This window comes from Neorhizobium sp. DAR64862/K0K3 (assembly GCF_050500185.1).
GTDB classification, from domain to species: domain Bacteria; phylum Pseudomonadota; class Alphaproteobacteria; order Rhizobiales; family Rhizobiaceae; genus Neorhizobium; species Neorhizobium soli.
Map to the genome: position 1 here is coordinate 108,637 of NZ_CP191450.1, position 17,589 is coordinate 126,225.

Sequence of the window (17,589 nt, forward strand, 5' to 3'; positions counted from 1 at the left end):
GATGACTGTATGTCTGTCCCGCACCTTCATAAAGCATTCCGAACGTCACCGTCCGAGGCTGAACAATCGCTCGAATATCGACACGCTCACAATAACTTCAGCGCTTTCGCTTTAGGTGAATAACTAGCGGGCAAAAATAACCAATGACCTGTTTCCTTTGAGCAAACTATCCATTCCAAACAGAAACCTCTGTTCGCTCCTGCGACGTCGCAAAAGATGAAATCATGAAGCAGTCTGAAGTCGCTGGGTTCTACGACACCCGTACGGGCAGCATCCAGTATGTTGTTGCCTGCCCTACCACGCGCAAATGCGCTATAATCGATGCCGTGCTCGATTATGACGAAAAGTCAGGTTCGACACGGACGACCAATGCCGATCTGCTCCTCGCATATATCGCAAAGCATAGTTTGGAGCTTGAGTGGATACTTGATACCCATCCGCACGCAGATCATTTCTCAGCCGCAAGCTACCTTCGGTCGCGAACTGGTGTGCCCATTGCGATTGGCGAGCATGTCTGCCGGGTTCAGGAAATCTGGAAAGATATCTATAACTACGCGGATCTCCTTTGTAACGGCTCGCAGTGGGATCGTTTGTTTAGCGATGGCGAGAGCTTCAAACTTGGAGATCTGACGGCTCGCGTTATGCACTCACCGGGGCACACGCTGGCTTCGATAACCTACGTTATCGGCGATTCAGCCTTCATTCACGATACGGTTTTTATGCCGGACAGCGGCTCGGCCCGTGCCGACTTCCCCGGCGGCAGTGCCGCCGCGCTATGGCAATCGATCCAAGACATCCTGACCTTGCCCGAGGAGACGCGCCTGTTCGTTGGACATGATTATAGGCCCGGAGGGCGGGAGGCAGCCTGGGCGACAACGGTGGCAGAACAAAAGAAAAAGAATGCGCACATCGTTGGTCAATCGCGAGAGGATTTCATCCGTCTCCGCGAGAGTCGCGATAAAACATTACCGATTCCAAAACTGATGCTGCATGCGTTGCAGGTTAACATACGCGCAGGAGCGCTGCCTTATGTTGAGGAAAATGGACAACGGTATTTGGAGATCCCGCTCAATACGTTGCCCGGCTCGGCATGGGGTTCGTAACGGCGTGGATGGCTTCTTGCGGCAAATCCTACCGGCGATGCTTCGGAATTCTGTTTAAATCCGCAATTGGCCCGATCAATGGCGGCAGCTCGATCGAGGTCGACTTCGCGCGAAGCGACCGTTTTAGCGCGCAATAGGTTCATTATTATGCGTAAAAATAACTTGTGTCAGGGCGAAGGCCATCGAGGTGTTGAGCTGTGCCCAGTCAGAGGCTCGGAACATCCTAATGACAAAGTCGAGCCCGACTGCGACGATCGCGACATCCATCGGTTCAAAGAGGCTACGGAGCTCAAGATTGCCATGATGCTGATCGAAGTACTGACGATCGGCTAAGTCCGGTTCTCGGAGCGATCCACTCTCGCTAGACCCAGTGTCACTTATACGATTTGGATTGATGTGTGGATGCAGTTCCACAGGACAATGGAAATCAAAACGCGGCTGAGTACGGGCGCAAGTCTTTCTCAGACAGATTCGAAGTCGCACCTCAGAAAAACCTTGGATGTGACTATATCTCATAATTTAGATCATTCGTGTTACCGTCTGGCCAGCATCAAATTCGGTCTACTGACGCAAGAAATATTTTGTAAGGCCCTGTAATGAGCAGCAGCAAGAACTCGACAGACAAGCTAGATGTCCTACTTGATGGCACGACTGCTGATGGCCTGGCTGACGACGGGCCGAAGTGGCACGGACTGACCATAGACAGACGATGGAGTGACACTTTTCAAAAGCGGGAGGAGGTCATTGTCGATCACCATCATGTTTTGGTCTGGGAAGGCGAACCATCAATTTGGGAATACAAGCAGCGATCGGGTAATTTCGCCAGGCATGTCAAAAAGGCAGGCAGCCTCTCGGTCGGGCCAGCAGGAATACAGCCCGAGGTGCGTGCGCACACGCCTTTTAAAATGATCGCTTGTTTGATTGATCCATCAATTGTTGTTCAAGTTGCGGAAGAAGCTGACCTGCCACCACCGAAAGACTTTCATGAGCATCTCGGCGGGCATGACTCGGCTTTGTCACAACTGGTTGCGCTTTCAGCAAACGAAGCTGTCGACGGTGGAATTTCCGGAAAGCTCTACGCCGACTCTTTATCCATGGCGATTGTTAGCCGCTTCATCAAGCTCGCACATGATGTCCCAAACATGGGGGTTAATCACGAGCCATACCTGTCGAAACCTCGACTCCGGCGTGTACTCGATAGGATTGCCAGCGATTTTTCTGAAAATCTTAACCTCGAGGCGCTGTCAGCTGAAAGCGGATACAGTCGGTCGCATTTCCTTCGAATGTTTCGAAGCGCGACCGGCAAAACCCCACACCGCTATCTACAAGATGTTCGGCTCGAACATGCCAGGCAGCAGCTTGTTGGGGCGTCCATGTCGATCACCGAAATTGCGCATTCTTCGGGGTTTGCAAGCCATGCACACCTGACAAAACTATTTCACGAAAAATTTGGGGTACCGCCCAGCATCTACCGCATATCAAATAGCACTTCCATGACAGCGTGATACCGGTGTTATAGCTTGAAACACTTGGCCTGATATTTTGCCCGGACAGAACGGCATTTATCTAGGCCTCACGATTTGCTCCATTCAATAAGATACGGGCTGCAATGTTGGAAGAGCGCGAGCCGGTCTCCTATGAAAAGGGGAGTATCAGATGCTTGCAAACCTCAAGGCCGAGTCGTTTGAAAAGAGCCTAAGCGATGGCTCCACAATATTTGTAAAAATTGGCTTTGCCATGCGCCACTACTGGTGGCGCTATCATTGCTGGAACTCGAAACGGATTGCGCTGCTGTCGCTTTGTGACTCTGCTGAAAGGATGCTGAAGGATATCGGGATCACACGACCGCTTCTCGAACTCTCGATCGACTGGGGTTTGAGCCAAGCAACTAGCGCATTGCAGAAGCGTGCTTGCAAACATTACGGCTGCGTGCTCGGCACCAGGCGCCCTGGATACAGCGAAAGTTACATCGTCCGATCCGCCTTCGATCGCACTTTCACGGACTCTGCCTGCGGTTGGTTCGGACCGAAACTTTCCAGCTCAACAATCTAATTCAACGGAAGGCGTCGCGTCAGCGTGCCAACTTCAACTCGGCCCTAAAACCGAAGGACTGAAATCATGTCTAATCTAAAGCACCGGATCGGAGCGATCGATATTCTCGGTCCATTGATGGAATTCAAGACGGAATTCTTACCCGATGCCGGCTCATATTGCTTGAGCACGTCGATCATTCCTGCTGGCGTAGCCGTTCCACTGCACAGTCACCCGTCAAGGGAAACATTCTATATCACATCCGGTATCCTAGAGGTCTTCGACGGAAATGAATGGCAGGCGCTAGGCGCCGGGGATGTCTTCGATGTCATGCCCGATGTGAGAAACGCGCTGCGCAATACGTCTGCCCACCAGGTATCTACCGTGCATGTCACGACGATGGCACTGGCATCATTTTATTCCAGCGTCGGACGCTCTTATCCGGCTGGTCCACCCCAGCCGCAGGACTTAGAGGCGTTCGGTGCAGCTGCGGCTGAACACGGTGTTTGGTTGGGCAGTGCACAGGACAACGCGGCTATCGGTATCTCCATGTTCACGCAAATGGCGCCAAAGATGAAGCGCCCTGCAAACATGACGCATTGAGACAAGTCAGCAGGAGTTTGGCACTCAGCCGTGGTGGTCCAGTAGTCCCCATCGCTTCTCAACAATAAAGGGATTCATTTTGCTTATCAAAGTCCCGACACAGCCATCCCACGGGACTATAGCACGTTATGAGCCCGCCATCTTGATAACGAAGGATCAGATATACAGTGTCGTTGGTGCTGGCCCTGGGCTCATGTTGGTGCACGAAACGGCTCTCACAAAACGGATCCCAGACGCTGTTTTCACGCTGTTGGATAGCTGCCCCATGTCTCCTATGGAAAGTCCAGATGAGTTAACAGTTCTGGTAACGAATTTTCTCCAGCAGCAGATGCCGCTTATTCGGCTGACGAACTGAGCTAAAACATCCCTTTCAGCTCCGCGGCGGAACGCCATGGACAACCATATAGATTGCGACCGGATGGTTCAGCTCAGCCCCGCACAGGCTCACTAAGCGCCTAAGAGAGCAGACAGTGCAGAAGGTGATTTGTATGACATTTCAGATTTCACTTGATAAGCGTTGATAATGCTTTGTCATAACGGTGGAATAGAGGCTATTGCAAAATCGAAGTGCATGTTTGGTTCGGATAAAATGATGCTTGCAGATGCAACTGATGAAAACCTTGGCGCCGCTGGACCCGATCCAGTGGTTGCTCTGACAGCCCGTGTAGTAGCAGCCTATGTCGTGAAGCACACGGTTCCGACTGCCCATATCCCGGATCTCATCAAGCGGACGTTTAGCGCGCTGAAAGACCTTGGGCAGGAGCCGGTCGCGTCCGAGGTCCCAGAGATCAAGAAGCCAGCCGTCCCGATCCGGCAATCTATCAAAGACGATTACCTGATCAGCCTTGAGGATGGACGGAAGTTCAAGTCTTTGAAGCGCCACTTGATGACCGAATACGGCATGACCCCCGCTGAGTACCGGTCGAAGTGGGGCTTGCGTAGCGACTATCCAATGGTTGCCCCAAACTATTCGGCCAAGCGATCAGAGTTGGCTAAAGAATCAGGACTGGGACACTGGTGGCGCGAACTCGCCCACGACAAAGACGAAGGCTGACAGCACTAACGACCGGCGAGATTACCGCTGTTCACAGCTGCTAAGGGACATTACATTTTTTCAGCATCTTAGTGTCATTGCCCAAACGGGTCGTAGGTTCGATTCTTTTCAAGGCGTAAAACAACGCAACCATTCTATGAATGCACCGATCTTCCTGTTTTTGGACATGAGTCGATCAATACTAGCGTTCTCGGCGGCGAAAATGGCTGCTGATCTTTTATCCAGCCGCCGAGGAAACACGCTCGCCCCGTCGAGAGCGCTTCCCAGCATTTCCTCCAGGTTGGGCGTGACGACGAGATAACGACCTCCAGAGGCCGCAAGAATCTCGACTACCTCCGCAAGATGATCAGAGGGCATATCGCTCTCGATAACTGCCGCGGTCGCGAATGCTTCGACAGTTTGGAGACGCCGTAGTAGGCTTGCGACGTTCAGCTGCCCTCCAGCTGGCCAGATACGCGTGACAGCCGCAATCGTCGGGTCGATGCGCTGCAAAAGAATTTGCAGTACCTGCTGATCCAGGGGGCCTTCGACAACTATATTGACGCCGCCCTTCGCAGAGGTGACTAAATCTTGATTTGAATCCGATTTCGCAGGCTTCGTTGCAGCGTCGGAACCTGCCTCTAGTGGCAGATATGGCTGTCCCTCCACCGCGGCGTACCGCAATTTCGTTCTCAAGGCGTCCCGGAAGGTAACCCGGCCCTCGGCGACTAGCTGAAAGTCGCTGCCGCTAAAGAGGATAAGGTTAATATCTTTGCCGAATTTCAAAGCGTCAATCGCATCTTGCGCAAAGCCTGTCATCGAGATGAATATTCCAATGGTGCCGACAAGCTTCCCATCGACTTTGCCCTTGAAGGCATAAAAATCTGAGGCGGGGACCGGGTCGGCTTTCCATTTCGCCTCAAGCAGAAAAGTCCGGTCTGCGAATTCGAACGAACCATCGATTTCCTCGCCCTTCGGGCGATGATGAATTTCCGGGGCCAGCCCTTCGTTGTCCAGGAGACGCTGAATCACGCGCTCGAGCGCGTAACCTCGCCGTTGATACCAACCGGTCGGCACCGGATCGGGAGGCGTTATCCAGTCTTCAAGCTTATCATCCGGCTTCGGTTTGCCACGTCGGCTATGTCTTTGTCCTCTACCTGTCAATTCGACAACCCCGTTCCAGTCAAGCACGAGCATCTATTATTTCGCGATTTACTTGCGCGTATCTATCGCCCACGAGCTAGGCTCGCTCTTTATGCGTTTCGGAGAGAGTTTCCGAGCGTGTCTCTTCGTGTTTATGTCGAAGCATTTGGGCGCAGTGACCCAGATCGTGTGTATAAAACTCGCCTGATGGCGTGCTTCCAAAGGAACTTAGCCGATGTGGCCAGATCGCCATTGGCCGCGCGGCGACGCACTCCATAAAAATTCTGTCTCAAGCGTGCGGAATAGCGGGTTCTTGGTTCGACTCCCTTCAAGACCACTGGTTAGGAAAAATTCTCTAACACAGCCAGGAACGTATGCCGATCGCCCTGTCCCTCGGTCAGCCGAACGCGGCCCTCGATGTCGGCCAGATGATGGTCCATCAACTGCTGCGCCTTGTCCAGATCATTGGCTTTCAAGGCGCCGACGATCAGGCGGTGATGATCCGCGCCGCAATCGTCTTTCCGCTCCTCCTCGTAAAGCGCCATGACAAGCGAGAGGCGGGCGACGATCTTCGACAGTATCTCCGTCAGGACGGCATTGCCGCCAAGCTCTGCCAGAACGACGTGGAACTTGCCTGACAGCACTGTCTTCGACTTCTCATCACCATGATGATGGATGTGCTCTTCCTCGTCGGTCAGTTTTTCAAGTGCGTCCAATTGGTCGGCGGTTGCGTGATCCAATACGAGTTCAAGGATGACGTGCTCAAGCTTGCGACGGGCCTCGAACAAGGCCTTGGCCTCTTCGATGCCCGGTTCGGCAACGAACGTGCCGCGGTTTTTCTTGCGTTCCAGGAGATGGTCGCTTTCCAGAACGCCAAGTGCACCACGTACGACCGTGCGGCTCACGCCGAAGTGGTCGGCAATCGCATCCTCAAGGATCTTGACGCCTGGCTTGAGCGCACCTTCGCCGATCGCCGTGGCAAGCGTTATCCGGATGCGTTCAGTCACGTCGTCATGGGTGTTTTCTGCCGCATCAATTGAGCCATTGGCCTTCGGTGCGGTCTTGGTGCCTTGACGTCGTGTCGTCCTCTTCATTTCCCTATCCAGCTCCGATCAAGCGACCTAATAATTTCCATGAGAATATTCCTGCGTATATGCGCTTGGTGTCAAAAGTCGAGATTTTTCCAATGTTTTAAGGAGCACCGGTGACACATGTCGCCGGTGCTGAACCTCTGGCCTGTCAGGCGGCTCGCTGCTTCGAGGAAGGCGTCGACAGCGAAATTCCATTCTTTGTGCAGACCTCTTCGATGTGGCGTGCCGAACTTTTGATAAATTCTACCGCTTCACCGTAGCCGTAGGACTGCTGTGTATAGGTCGGGTAGCCATACTGGCTGGTCTCATAGCTCTCCCAGTCCGGGATCTCCCCGGTGGCAACACGCTTCTCGAACCCTTCCACCAGTGCCAGATAGGCCTCGAGTTCTTCCGAGGTCAGGTCGGGATGGCCGGCTCGCCAAGTCGGATCGTTGATCTCGATGCACTGACGAGGATTGGCCTTGCGCGGCTTGTCCTCGACGGAGGCTGCGACCTCCAGGGAGAGGTTCAGGTCGGGATTGGCCTTGGCGAGGATCGGGATGATTGCCGCGAAATCAACAATGCCGCGCCCAACGGGCCTCGTCTGGAAATCGAGACCGCCCTCGGCATGGCCGACATAGGCATCCTTGATATGGGTCTGGCGCACATAGGGAGCGACGCGTTTTGCGGCAAAGACCGGATGTTCCGCCCGCTGCAAACCGTTTGCCGTGTCGAAGACGACCCCCATGCAATCCTCGCCGACCTTCTCTATCAGTCGAAGGATTTCGAAGGAGGTGATTTCGTCATGGGTCTCCATGTTGAGATGGACACCAGTGGAGCGCGCCACAGGGGCGAGCTTCAAGAGCACCTTTTCGATGGCCAGCAACTGCTCGTCCCAGGTGACGTCGGTACGGAAACGGTCATTGGCCAGTCGCCCGCGATATTCCGATTTGAAGTTTCCCGGCGACACCCAGAGCTCGCGGCAGCCGATGGCGGCACTCGCTTCGATCATGCGGGTGAAGCCCAGGATAACGTCGCCATCGCCGATGGCGCGAAACTCTGGGGCCTCGGCGCTGCAATAGGGGTTGATCTTGCCGACGCCGGCTTCGAGATACAGCCCGAGTTCGTCAGCCTTCGCCCGGATCTCAGCCAATGCGCCCTTGTCCAGCGTCGGGGTCATGTCGAGGATGGTGCTGAAGAAAATGCCACCGAGACCGAGTTCCTTGACGTGGTCCAGGCTCTTGAGGGGGCCGCGCTTCCTCGCTTCAGGCAGCTTCTGCCCGTCGATGCCCAGTCTCATGATCTGCTCCTTGATGTTTCCTGATCGGATGCGCTGCAATGGCGACCCTGGTTGGTTGATGATTGAACGGGTGATGTGTCAGGCGCGTCGGGGCGCGCCTTTCTGCGTACCGGCGGTCCTGCCTTTCGGGGCGAGGCGCTTTTCCAGAAAATGCTGGCCGATCGATGCCACGCTGGTGATGAGGAGGTACCAGAGCGAAGCGACGCACAGCAGCTCGATGACAAGGAAGTTGCGGGCGTAGATGGCCTGGGCCTGGGTCAGCAGGTCCTGCATGCCGATGACGGAGACGATGGCGCTCGCCTTCAGCATGCCGATCGCCTGGTTGCCGGTCGGCGGCACGATCAGCCGGATAGCCTGGGGCAGGACGACGGTTCGAAGGATCTGGAATGGGCGTAAGCCCAGTGACGAAGCTGCCTCTCGCTGGCCACGATCGACGGCGGTCAATCCGCCACGAATGATCTCGCTCATGTTCGCGGCTTCATGCAAGCCAAGCGCCAGGAAGCCAGCAAGCGCTGGGGTGACGAGCTCGTTGATCGAGATCTGATAATGGCCGACGCCGACCATCGGGATAAACAGTGCGATGTTGAACCAGAAGAAGATCTGGACGATCAGCGGAACGCCACGGAACCACCAGACGAAGGCGACGGCGATCGCTTTAAAGACGATGTTCTGGCTTGTCGCCATCATAGCAACGATGCAACCGACGACAATGCCGAATACCATCGCGCCTGCGGTTAATTGCAAAGTCAGGACAACGCCGTCGAGGATCACCGGATCGACCATGTAACGGGGGATCTCACCCCATTGAACGCTCTTGTTTCCAGCGATCATCGTGATCATGAGCACTACCGCGAGGATCGCGACGGCGCCTGATGTGATCTGCCCCCACCGGATCGGCGTGCCGACCGGTGGGGCGATGCCCATGCTGACAGGTTGAGCAAGGAAGGCCATGGCTCAGTTCACCGGCATGCTGGCGGCGTCGTTGAACTTGACGGTCGTCACGGCCAGCGGCCCGAGCCCCCATTTCTCCATGATCGCCGTGTAAGCGCCGCTATCGACCATGTGCTGCAGCGAGGCGATGACCGTATCGCGAAGTTCCGGATTGTCTTTTGATGTCAGCATGCCGAGATAGCCGACAGCGAGGCGCACTTCCGGGATCGCCTGCAGGCCGACACCCTTGCCGGTCTGGTTCTCCGTTGTGTACACACTCGTCGCATAACCGTTGACGGTTGCATCAGCGCGGCCTGTGCGAACGGCCTGCAGGACGTCAGGCATTTTTGGGATCGACATGATGTTCATCGGCGTCGCGCATTTTTCCGATGCGGCGTCTACCAGACGCGCCTGGAACGTGCCGACCGGCACCGCAACCTTCTTGCCGCAGAGGTCTTCCATGCTCTTGATGCCGAGCGGATTGCCCTTGATCGTCATGATGGTGGTGGCGTCATACATGTAGTCGATGACATCGACCTGCTTTTCCAGCTCCACATCGTCGTTGATGCCGGAAATGGTCATATCGAAACGCTTGGACAGGACCGCCGGCACAATGGCGGCGCCGGCGCCGACATTAGTCATCTGGACATCGATGCCGAGAATGACGCCAAGGGCCGCCGCGATATCGGCGTCGATCCCGATCAGCTTTCCATCCTCTGCCTGGAAGCTGATCGGCGGTGTCAGGTCCGTCGCCACTTTCAGGATCTTCTTGTCCTTGATGGCAGATGGCAGCCTGTCCGCGAGCGCATGGTCGAAAGCGACGCCCGGCAGTTTGGCGAGGTCCGCATCCGGCAACATCTTGATGGCGGTACCCTCCGCGGCCTGGGCCGACGTCGCGAGCAGTATCATTCCGATGCTGGCAAGGCCGATGTTCAGGGTTTTGAAGCTGCGCATGTGATCCCCTTGTCGCTTTTTTATCGACGTGAATTTACGCAAACCTCGATGCAATCGGCGTGCCAGCTCGGTGGCCGTCTCAGCAGGAGACTGTAATCAAACGCTAATTTCAACTCATGCACGTTTCTCCTTAATCCGTAACAATATACGAAGAAAGTTGCGAACAGGCAGGTTCCCGCGCCTTACTCAGGTGTCGTCCGTGTTGTTCAGAGCGGCGGGCTTACGCCTAGCCTATTGCTTTAGCTCGATTTATTCTAATGTCCTGGTTTTTGCCCCGCAGTGCTTCACGGGCTAAAAGTCGCCAGCAGATCCATGATCAGTGTTTTGGATCCTGCTTAAAGTGTAAGCTGTATATCCAATGGCCTGCACATTTTTTAGATTCGACAAATTTTATATCACAAAGATTATTTGAAACTTTCGAATTTAAAATAAGCAGAAATACGCGATTCCTATCAGAGAGTTAGATTGGATGCGTAGTGCAGTTTTGAAAACTGGCATGACGCTTGCAATTCCCTTGTTATGACCGAAACAGCAGTCCACATCGTCGACCGACCGCATCGCTGCCTGGTGCCGCCAGGCGCTGAGCGCTTTGGCGGCCCGGCGCAATCGAAGGGGATATCCATGGCAGAGACCTCGAAGGCTCTGGAGGGTAAGCAGCTCAGCGTTCGGGGTCTGACCCACAGCTATGGTGGGCAGAACGCGATCAGCGACATCACGTTCGAGGTTGAGGCTGGCGAGATCGTCGCGCTTCTGGGGCCAAGCGGCTGTGGCAAGTCCACCGTCCTGCGGGCCATCGCCGGGCTGATCCAACCAAAGAATGGGGCCATCCAGCTCGGTGGTCAGGATCTTGCAAATGTGTCAGCACGGTCGCGCGGCATCGGCATGGTGTTCCAGAACTACGCCCTGTTCCCGCATCTGACGGTGGCTGAGAACATCGCCTATCCGCTCGCCTGCCAGCACATGCCGCGAGCTGAGCGCAGGGACCGCGTGGAAGAAATGCTCTCGCTCGTGCAGTTGAAGAGTTTTGGCAATCGGTTGCCGCGTGAACTGTCCGGCGGCCAGCAGCAGCGTGTCGCGGTTGCCCGTGCCATTGCCGGCCGGCCCTCGCTTCTTCTGCTCGACGAGCCGTTCGGGGCGCTTGACCGCGCGCTTCGTTTCGATCTGCAGGTAGAACTGCTGCATCTGCAGAAGACCCTTGGCATCACCACGCTGATCGTCACCCACGATCAGGAAGAGGCGCAAAGCCTTGCCGGTCGCCTCGTATTGATGAACAAGGGCAATGTCGAGCAGATCGATACGCCCATGGCCGTCTACGACCGGCCGAAGACGCTGTTCGTCAACACCTTCATCGGCCAGGCCAATGTGCTGCACGGGACGGTGGAGCGGCTGGATGCGGAGGCAACCACCCTTGCGCTCGCCGATGGCAATACGGTCGTTCTGCCCCGCCGTCTGAATTTCACGATCGGCTCCAAGGTCACCATCACTTTCCGTCCCGAAGACGTCCGTCTGTTGACGGCCCCCGGTGGCTTTTCATTGCCTGCTCGGCTGACGGTGTCCGTGCCACTTGGGCCGACGCTCGTCCACGACCTTCTTCTCGAGGATGGCACGGGTCTGCGCGCGTCGCAGGTCCGTGGACCCTCCACGTTCATTCCCGAGCCGGGAGCCCAGCTCTTTGCCGAGATTGACACCGCGAGGTGTCACGCCTTTCCGAGCGAACCGGAAGCATCCAGCGAATGAACAACAACAGAGGTGAACAGATGCAAGACTTCAACATCACAAGACGTCATTTCGGACTGCTCGCCGCCGGTGCGGCCGCAGCCGCCACGTTGCCTTTCGCCGCCCGCGCGGCCGGCGGCACGGCTGTTGCCGCCGCATTCCCCGGCAACTGGGAAGATGCCTATCGCACGGCGCTGACACCGCTCGTTAAGGAAGCCGGTTTCGATCTCACGGTCGCGCCTGCCATGGCGCAGGATCAGCTTGCCAAGGTCATGGCGAGCCCTGGCAACCCGCCCTACGACACGCTGCTGATGTCACCCGGCCAGATGGCCGTCGCCGTCGAGAATGACCTGATCCAGAAGATCGATCCGTCAAAGCTGAAGAACTGGAGCCTGCTCGATCCGGCCTTCCAGGGCGAGTACGGCCCGACCGTGACCGTCGAAGTCAACGGCATTGCCTACAACCCGGATCTGGTGCCGGCACCACAGGGCTATCGTGATCTGTTCGAAAATCCGGCCTACCAGGGCCTTGTGTCGTGGACGGGTTTTGCCTCCAACACAGGCGTCATGGCCTATTCCGAGATTGCCAAGATCTTCGGCTCCGGCCCGACCGACATGGACGCCGTGTTCAAGCTGTTCAAGGAGCATCCGGAGCATCTTAAGGGTGTCGTTGCCAGCACCAACCATCAGATGACCCTATTTCAGCAGGGCGAAATCGCCGTCTTCATGTGCTCGACGGGCAATGTGGCAAAGTTGAAAGCCCTGGGCATGAAGGCCGAGTTCGTCCAGCCCGAGACCGGTGCTCCGGCAGCTCCGGTCAACATCCACCTGACCAAGGGCGCAAAAAACCCTGATGCGGCTTACGCCTTTATGGATGCTGCCATCTCCAAGGCCGCGCAGGACAAGCTCAAGATGCCGCCGACCGAGATGTTCCCAACCAACAGGGAGGTCGAACTGACACCCGGCATCGAGGCCTATGTGAAGCGGGAACAGCTCGCGTCTCTTGTCTATCCGGACTGGGCGGCGATCAATAAGAACCGCGCGGAATGGATCCGCCAGTTCGACGCTCTTGTAGCCGGTTGAGGGTCATAAAATGAAAGCGAGCGGCTTCCCATACGTTCTCCCGATGCTTCTGCTGTCGGTGGCGTTCTTTGCGACGCCGCTCGCTGTTCTCGTCGGGTTCAGCTTTATCGGCCCCGACGGCCCGTCCCTTCACAACTACGCGCGCTTTCTCGGCGATGCGTTCAATTACCGCGTTCTGGTCAACACCGCCACGCTCGGTCTCCAGACGATCGCCAGCACGACTTTGCTCGGTATTCCGATTGCACTTCTCTATTGGCACAGTGGCAAGACCGCCCGACAGCTCATCATCTTCCTGACGCTGATCCCGATGCTGACCAGCAATGTGGTGCGCACCTTCGCCTGGATCGTCATCCTCGGGCGACAGGGCCCGATCAGCGAGACCTTCGTGGCGCTCGGACTAGCCGAGCGTCCGTTCTCGCTGATGTCCACCGAACTCGGGCTCGTCTTGGCCATGTGCCAGATCGATCTGCCGTTGATCATCCTTCCGCTGATCGCCATCCTGTCGCGCACGCCGGTGCAGTTCACCGAGGCGGCACAAGTCTCTGGTGCCGGCCCGTGGCGGATCCTCGTGACCGTTCTCTTGCCGATGATGCTGCCGGGGCTGCTGGCGGGCTGGATTCTGGTGTTTGCCAGCACCAGCGCTTCCTTCGTCACACAGGCTGTCATCGGTGGTGCGCGCAATGTCTATGTGCCGCAGCTCATCTATCGCGAGGTCGGCACGCTGTTCGACTGGCCGATGGCTTCCGCCATTGCCGTTGTCCTGCTTCTGTCGACGGGCATCCTTCTCGTCGCCATGACCATGATTTCCCGCCACAGGAGGCTTGTCGGCCATGCATAGTCCGCGCGAAAATCCGTTGCCGGTCTTTCTCTACAAGGCATTCGTCTTTGGCTTCGGTGGCCTCAGCCTGATCTATCTGGTGGCGCCGATTGTCATCGCGATCACGATGTCGTTTACCGCAGGCCAGACGCTCAAATACCCGCCTGAGGGATTTTCGTTGCGCTGGTACGAGGCACTCCTCGATCCCGTCCGCTCCGGAACCGAACATATCGCAGCCGGCAATTCGTTGAAGATCGCAGGTCTTGCGGTGCTTGGATCGTTGCTGTTTGCCGTGCCGGCCACCATCGGCATGGCGCGGATGCGGCGCAGCACGGTGAATTCGCTGGAGCCTTTTCTGCTCGCCCCGCTCGTCCTGCCGAGCCTCGTCTATGGTCTGGCGGCGCTGATCGTGGCGAACTTCGTCGGCTTCCAGCCGTCGCTGTGGCTCACCGTCATCGGCCATGTCGTGGTCTTCGGGCCGCTGATGTACCGAGCCGCATCGGTCGTCGCGCAAGGCATCAACCCGTCGCTGGCGGAAGCCTCCACCGTTATGGGCGCGACCTGGTACACGACGCTCCGGCGCGTGATCCTGCCACTGCTTGCTCCCGGCATCCTCGCTGGTGCCTTTCTGGTCTTCATTCAGTCGCTCGACAATGTCTCCGTGTCGCTCTTCCTCGCCGATGCGCAGACCACCGTTCTGCCGCTTCGCATGTTCGCGCTGATCGAGGAGTCGCTCGATGTCCGGGTGGCGGCGATGTCCGGCATCCTGATCGGGCTGACCCTGGTGGTGATGCTGGTGGCAAGGCGGGTGCTCGCGCCCTCGCGGCAAGCCTGATCCCATAACGATACTTCTGGAAGGAAACCCAATGACCATACGAGCCACCACGGCAGGCGCCTATCGCGTCGGATCTCTACTTGCCGATTTCCAGCCGAACTTCGATTTCTCAGCACCCTTGCCGCTGCCGGTCGAAGAGTTCGAGGATCGCCTGCGCCGTATTCGTCGCCAAGCCGTCGAGGCCGGTCATGATGCGCTGATCGTGCACACGGGAGGCGTCGGCTGGTTCCACACGTCGAACCACTATCTGCGCTACATCTGCGACTGGATGCGCGAGGGCGTGCTGATCATCCCGACCGACAGCGACAAGCCGCTGACGCTTTTGTCCTTCTTCACCCAGTCTGTACTGCTGCCGCCGGGCGGCGAGCCTGTTCTGGTCGAGGATATCTGGCAGATCGGCCCGATCGGACGTGAATATGCCGACCGTCCCGGCGACAGCGTTATCAAGACGGCGGAGAAATGCGCTGAACTGCTGGTCGGCATGGGCCTCGCGAAGGCGCAGATTGGCCGGATCGGTGACCGCACCTCGCTGACCTTCTGGGCAGGACTCGACGAGCTGATGCCCAGAGCCAAGTTCGTCGCCGACAACGCCATTCTCGACCGGATGCAGAAGGTGCGCTCGCCGCGCGAGATCGAAATGTTCCGGGCCGCCGCCCAACTCGTCAGCATTGCCACCCAGGCGGCCTACCATGTGGCGAAGCCCGGTGTCACCGACCACGAGATCTACGCCGCTTTCACGCAAGCACAGCTCTCCTTCGGCGGCGAGACCGGCGACGGTTACCAGATCGGCATCAACGAGTTCGGCACCCATTGCGGCAAGCCTTACGGCCATGTCGTGCGACCGGGCGATCTTATCAATCTCTACGTCTCCAACATCACCTATCGGGGCTACACCGCCCAGACAGCCCGCATGATCGCGGTCGGAGAGATCACCAAACGGCAGGAAGAGGTGCTGGCGGCCTGTACCGAGGGCGTTAAACGCGCCGAAAAGCTGATCCGGCCCGGAGCGCTGATGCGTGACGTTAACAACGCCGCCTTCGAGCCGATGATCGAGCGCGGCATGCTGTCCTCACCCGAAGCCCGCACCATGCCCTACAACTGGGCGCCGATGGATGATGGCAGCGCGCGTCTGATCCCGCGCCAATATGTGAAGAACATCGACTGGGAGGCCCAGGGCCGCACGCTGATGCATGTCTACCCGGCGACCCATGGGCCGCATAACCCCAATCTGGGTCACTCGGTCGGTATGGCTGGTGGGCAAAACAGCTTCAACATATCCTCTCACAACTACGACCGGATGGAGGAGGGGATGGTCTTCGTGCTGCACACGCAGTGGCTTGAGCCACTGTCGGCCGGCTGCAATGTCGGCGACACGTATGTCGTGACCAAAGACGGTTTCGAGAACCTCTCCCGCCACACGCCGCTTGAAACACACAGCATCGCAGTCGAGGCCTGACATGACCGAGCATACGCATTTCGATTTCGCAAAACTCAATGAGCGGGAGCGCTACAAGCTTCTGATCGGCACCGTGATCCCGCGCCCGATCGCGCTGGTGACGACGGTGAGCAAGGATGGTCGGCCGAATGCCGGTCCCTTCAGCTTCTTCAACGTCCTGACCCACGATCCGGCGATCGTCGCGATCGGCGTCGAGAATTATTCCGACATGCGATTCAAGGACACAGCCCGCAACATTCGCGAGACCGGCGAATTCACCGTCCATATCTGCGACACTGCGCTGGTCGACCAGATGGAAGTCTGCGCCATCAAGTTCGGTCCTGAGGTGGACGAGATGGAGGAGGCGGGTCTCGCGACCGTTCCCGGTGAGATGGTGCGAAGCCCCCGTATTCTGGCGGCACCCGCCGCACTGGAATGCCGCCGCCACACGACCCTTCAGGTCGGTCCGGCCCGTGAGATCATTCTCGGCGAGGTGCTTGGCGTCTACGTGCGCAGCGACGCGGTCAATCCGTCGAACCTGCATATCGACCAGCAACTCATGGACGCCGTCGGACGCATGGGCGGGCACACCTATACGAGGACGCGTGATCAGTTCGACATCAAGACACTCAGCCCGCAGGAATGGGAAAGCCGGAAGGCGGCTAAAAAGTTGGCAGCAGAATGAGCAGCGGCCGATACTTTTCGCAGGTTGGCGGCCTCCCGCCGCAGACCCAGACCCTTTCCAGCAAGGCCGTCTTTAAGACAGCCTATGCGGTGATCCCGAAGACGGTGATGAGCGACATCGTCACCAGCGTCTTGCCGCATTGGGACAATACCAGGGCCTGGATCATTGCGCGGCCCTTGAGCGGCTTTGCCGAGACCTTCGCCCAGTACATCATGGAGGTGAAGCCCGGTGGCGGCAGCGTTTGGCCCGAGCCTGATGGACGGGCCTCGGCTGCGATCTTAGTGGTAGAAGGCAAGGGCACGATCACCTATGACGGCCACGACTACCAACTGCGGTCCGGCTCTTTCGCCTATTTGCCGGCCGGGGCGAAATGGGCCTTCCGCAACGAAAGTGTGGCACCGATCCGGTTTCACTGGGTCCGCAAAGCGTTCAAGGTAGTGGACGGACTGGAGCTGCCTCCGGCCATCTTCACCCACGAAGACGATTGCGTGATGCACGCCATGCCCGATACCGAGGGTCGCTGGGCAACCACCCGCTTCATCGATCCGGCCGACGTGCGCTACGATATGCATCTCAACATCGTCACCTTCGAGCCAGGCACCATCATTCCGTTCATGGAAACGCATGTCATGGAGCACGGGCTTTATGTGCTCGAGGGAAAGGCCGTCTATCGGTTGAACGAGGACTGGGTGGAAGTCGAGGCCGGCGATTACATGTGGCTGCGCGCCTTCTGCCCCCAGGCCTGCTATGCCGGAGGTCCGGGGCGCTTCCGCTACCTTCTCTACAAGGACGTCGACCGTCATCCGGATTTGTAGAGGTCGGATTGCACTCGACTACCAGTATTCGCAAAAA

The 17,589-nt window shown here is 57.4% G+C and carries 17 protein-coding genes; 12 read left to right on the top strand and 5 right to left on the bottom strand.

Annotated elements, in window-relative coordinates; translation table 11 throughout:
* The first annotated feature begins 224 nt into the window (after positions 1-224).
* From ACQY1L_RS17445 to ACQY1L_RS17465, 5 genes are all read left to right on the top strand, one after another.
* Entirely contained in the window at positions 225-1,103 is an 879-nt protein-coding gene (locus tag ACQY1L_RS17445; protein WP_430245093.1) for an MBL fold metallo-hydrolase, read from the top strand.
* A 596-nt stretch (positions 1,104-1,699) separates the two neighbouring features.
* On the top strand, positions 1,700-2,608 hold the full coding sequence (locus tag ACQY1L_RS17450) for a helix-turn-helix domain-containing protein (protein ID WP_430245095.1): 909 nt from the start codon (positions 1,700-1,702) through the stop codon (positions 2,606-2,608).
* 151 nt (positions 2,609-2,759) lie between these two features.
* Positions 2,760-3,155, top strand: a complete 396-nt coding sequence (locus ACQY1L_RS17455; protein ID WP_430245097.1) for a hypothetical protein — start codon at positions 2,760-2,762, stop codon at positions 3,153-3,155.
* A 66-nt stretch (positions 3,156-3,221) separates the two neighbouring features.
* Positions 3,222-3,737: a cupin domain-containing protein gene (locus ACQY1L_RS17460; protein ID WP_430245099.1), complete on the top strand. Its 516-nt coding sequence runs from the start codon at positions 3,222-3,224 to the stop codon at positions 3,735-3,737.
* Between the two features lie 571 nt (positions 3,738-4,308).
* The gene (locus ACQY1L_RS17465) at positions 4,309-4,791 is read left to right on the top strand and encodes a MucR family transcriptional regulator (RefSeq protein WP_430245101.1); all 483 of its coding nucleotides are present in this window, start codon (positions 4,309-4,311) and stop codon (positions 4,789-4,791) included.
* 108 nt (positions 4,792-4,899) lie between these two features.
* Here ACQY1L_RS17465 and ACQY1L_RS17470 read toward each other — a convergent pair whose 3' ends face one another.
* From ACQY1L_RS17470 to ACQY1L_RS17490, 5 genes are all read right to left on the bottom strand, one after another.
* Positions 4,900-5,967, bottom strand: coding sequence for a restriction endonuclease (locus ACQY1L_RS17470; protein WP_430245103.1), 1,068 nt, complete (start codon positions 5,965-5,967; stop codon positions 4,900-4,902).
* A gap of 287 nt (positions 5,968-6,254) precedes the next feature.
* A complete protein-coding gene (locus tag ACQY1L_RS17475) occupies positions 6,255-7,007 on the bottom strand; it encodes a GntR family transcriptional regulator (protein ID WP_430245105.1) in 753 nt (250 codons plus the stop codon).
* A 145-nt stretch (positions 7,008-7,152) separates the two neighbouring features.
* Complete coding sequence (locus ACQY1L_RS17480; protein ID WP_430245107.1) at positions 7,153-8,283, bottom strand: sugar phosphate isomerase/epimerase family protein; 1,131 nt, start codon at positions 8,281-8,283, stop codon at positions 7,153-7,155.
* A gap of 78 nt (positions 8,284-8,361) precedes the next feature.
* Complete coding sequence (locus ACQY1L_RS17485; protein ID WP_430245109.1) at positions 8,362-9,234, bottom strand: amino acid ABC transporter permease; 873 nt, start codon at positions 9,232-9,234, stop codon at positions 8,362-8,364.
* Positions 9,235-9,237: 3 nt separating this feature from the next.
* Positions 9,238-10,167: an ABC transporter substrate-binding protein gene (locus ACQY1L_RS17490; protein WP_430245111.1), complete on the bottom strand. Its 930-nt coding sequence runs from the start codon at positions 10,165-10,167 to the stop codon at positions 9,238-9,240.
* Between the two features lie 621 nt (positions 10,168-10,788).
* On the opposite strand from ACQY1L_RS17490, the gene ACQY1L_RS17495 reads away from it, so the two are divergent.
* From ACQY1L_RS17495 to ACQY1L_RS17525, 7 genes are read left to right on the top strand one after another with little or no spacing between them, the layout of a single operon-like run.
* On the top strand, positions 10,789-11,904 hold the full coding sequence (locus ACQY1L_RS17495; RefSeq protein ID WP_430245113.1) for an ABC transporter ATP-binding protein: 1,116 nt from the start codon (positions 10,789-10,791) through the stop codon (positions 11,902-11,904).
* Positions 11,905-11,924: 20 nt separating this feature from the next.
* Positions 11,925-12,965, top strand: coding sequence for an extracellular solute-binding protein (locus ACQY1L_RS17500; RefSeq protein ID WP_430246049.1), 1,041 nt, complete (start codon positions 11,925-11,927; stop codon positions 12,963-12,965).
* A 10-nt stretch (positions 12,966-12,975) separates the two neighbouring features.
* Complete coding sequence (locus ACQY1L_RS17505) at positions 12,976-13,803, top strand: ABC transporter permease (RefSeq protein WP_430245115.1); 828 nt, start codon at positions 12,976-12,978, stop codon at positions 13,801-13,803.
* Positions 13,796-14,617 (top strand): ABC transporter permease, encoded by an 822-nt coding sequence (locus tag ACQY1L_RS17510; RefSeq protein ID WP_430245117.1) that lies wholly within the window; start codon positions 13,796-13,798, stop codon positions 14,615-14,617. Before ACQY1L_RS17505 ends, ACQY1L_RS17510 begins: the two co-directional genes overlap by 8 nt.
* A 31-nt stretch (positions 14,618-14,648) precedes the next feature.
* On the top strand, positions 14,649-16,073 hold the full coding sequence (locus tag ACQY1L_RS17515) for a M24 family metallopeptidase (protein ID WP_430245119.1): 1,425 nt from the start codon (positions 14,649-14,651) through the stop codon (positions 16,071-16,073).
* Position 16,074: 1 nt separating this feature from the next.
* Positions 16,075-16,737 carry a flavin reductase family protein gene (locus tag ACQY1L_RS17520; RefSeq protein ID WP_430245121.1) on the top strand — a complete coding sequence of 221 codons (663 nt, stop codon included), beginning with the start codon at positions 16,075-16,077 and terminating at the stop codon, positions 16,735-16,737.
* Entirely contained in the window at positions 16,734-17,552 is an 819-nt protein-coding gene (locus tag ACQY1L_RS17525; RefSeq protein WP_430245123.1) for a bifunctional allantoicase/(S)-ureidoglycine aminohydrolase, read from the top strand. Before ACQY1L_RS17520 ends, ACQY1L_RS17525 begins: the two co-directional genes overlap by 4 nt.
* The last annotated feature ends 37 nt before the right edge of the window (positions 17,553-17,589 follow it).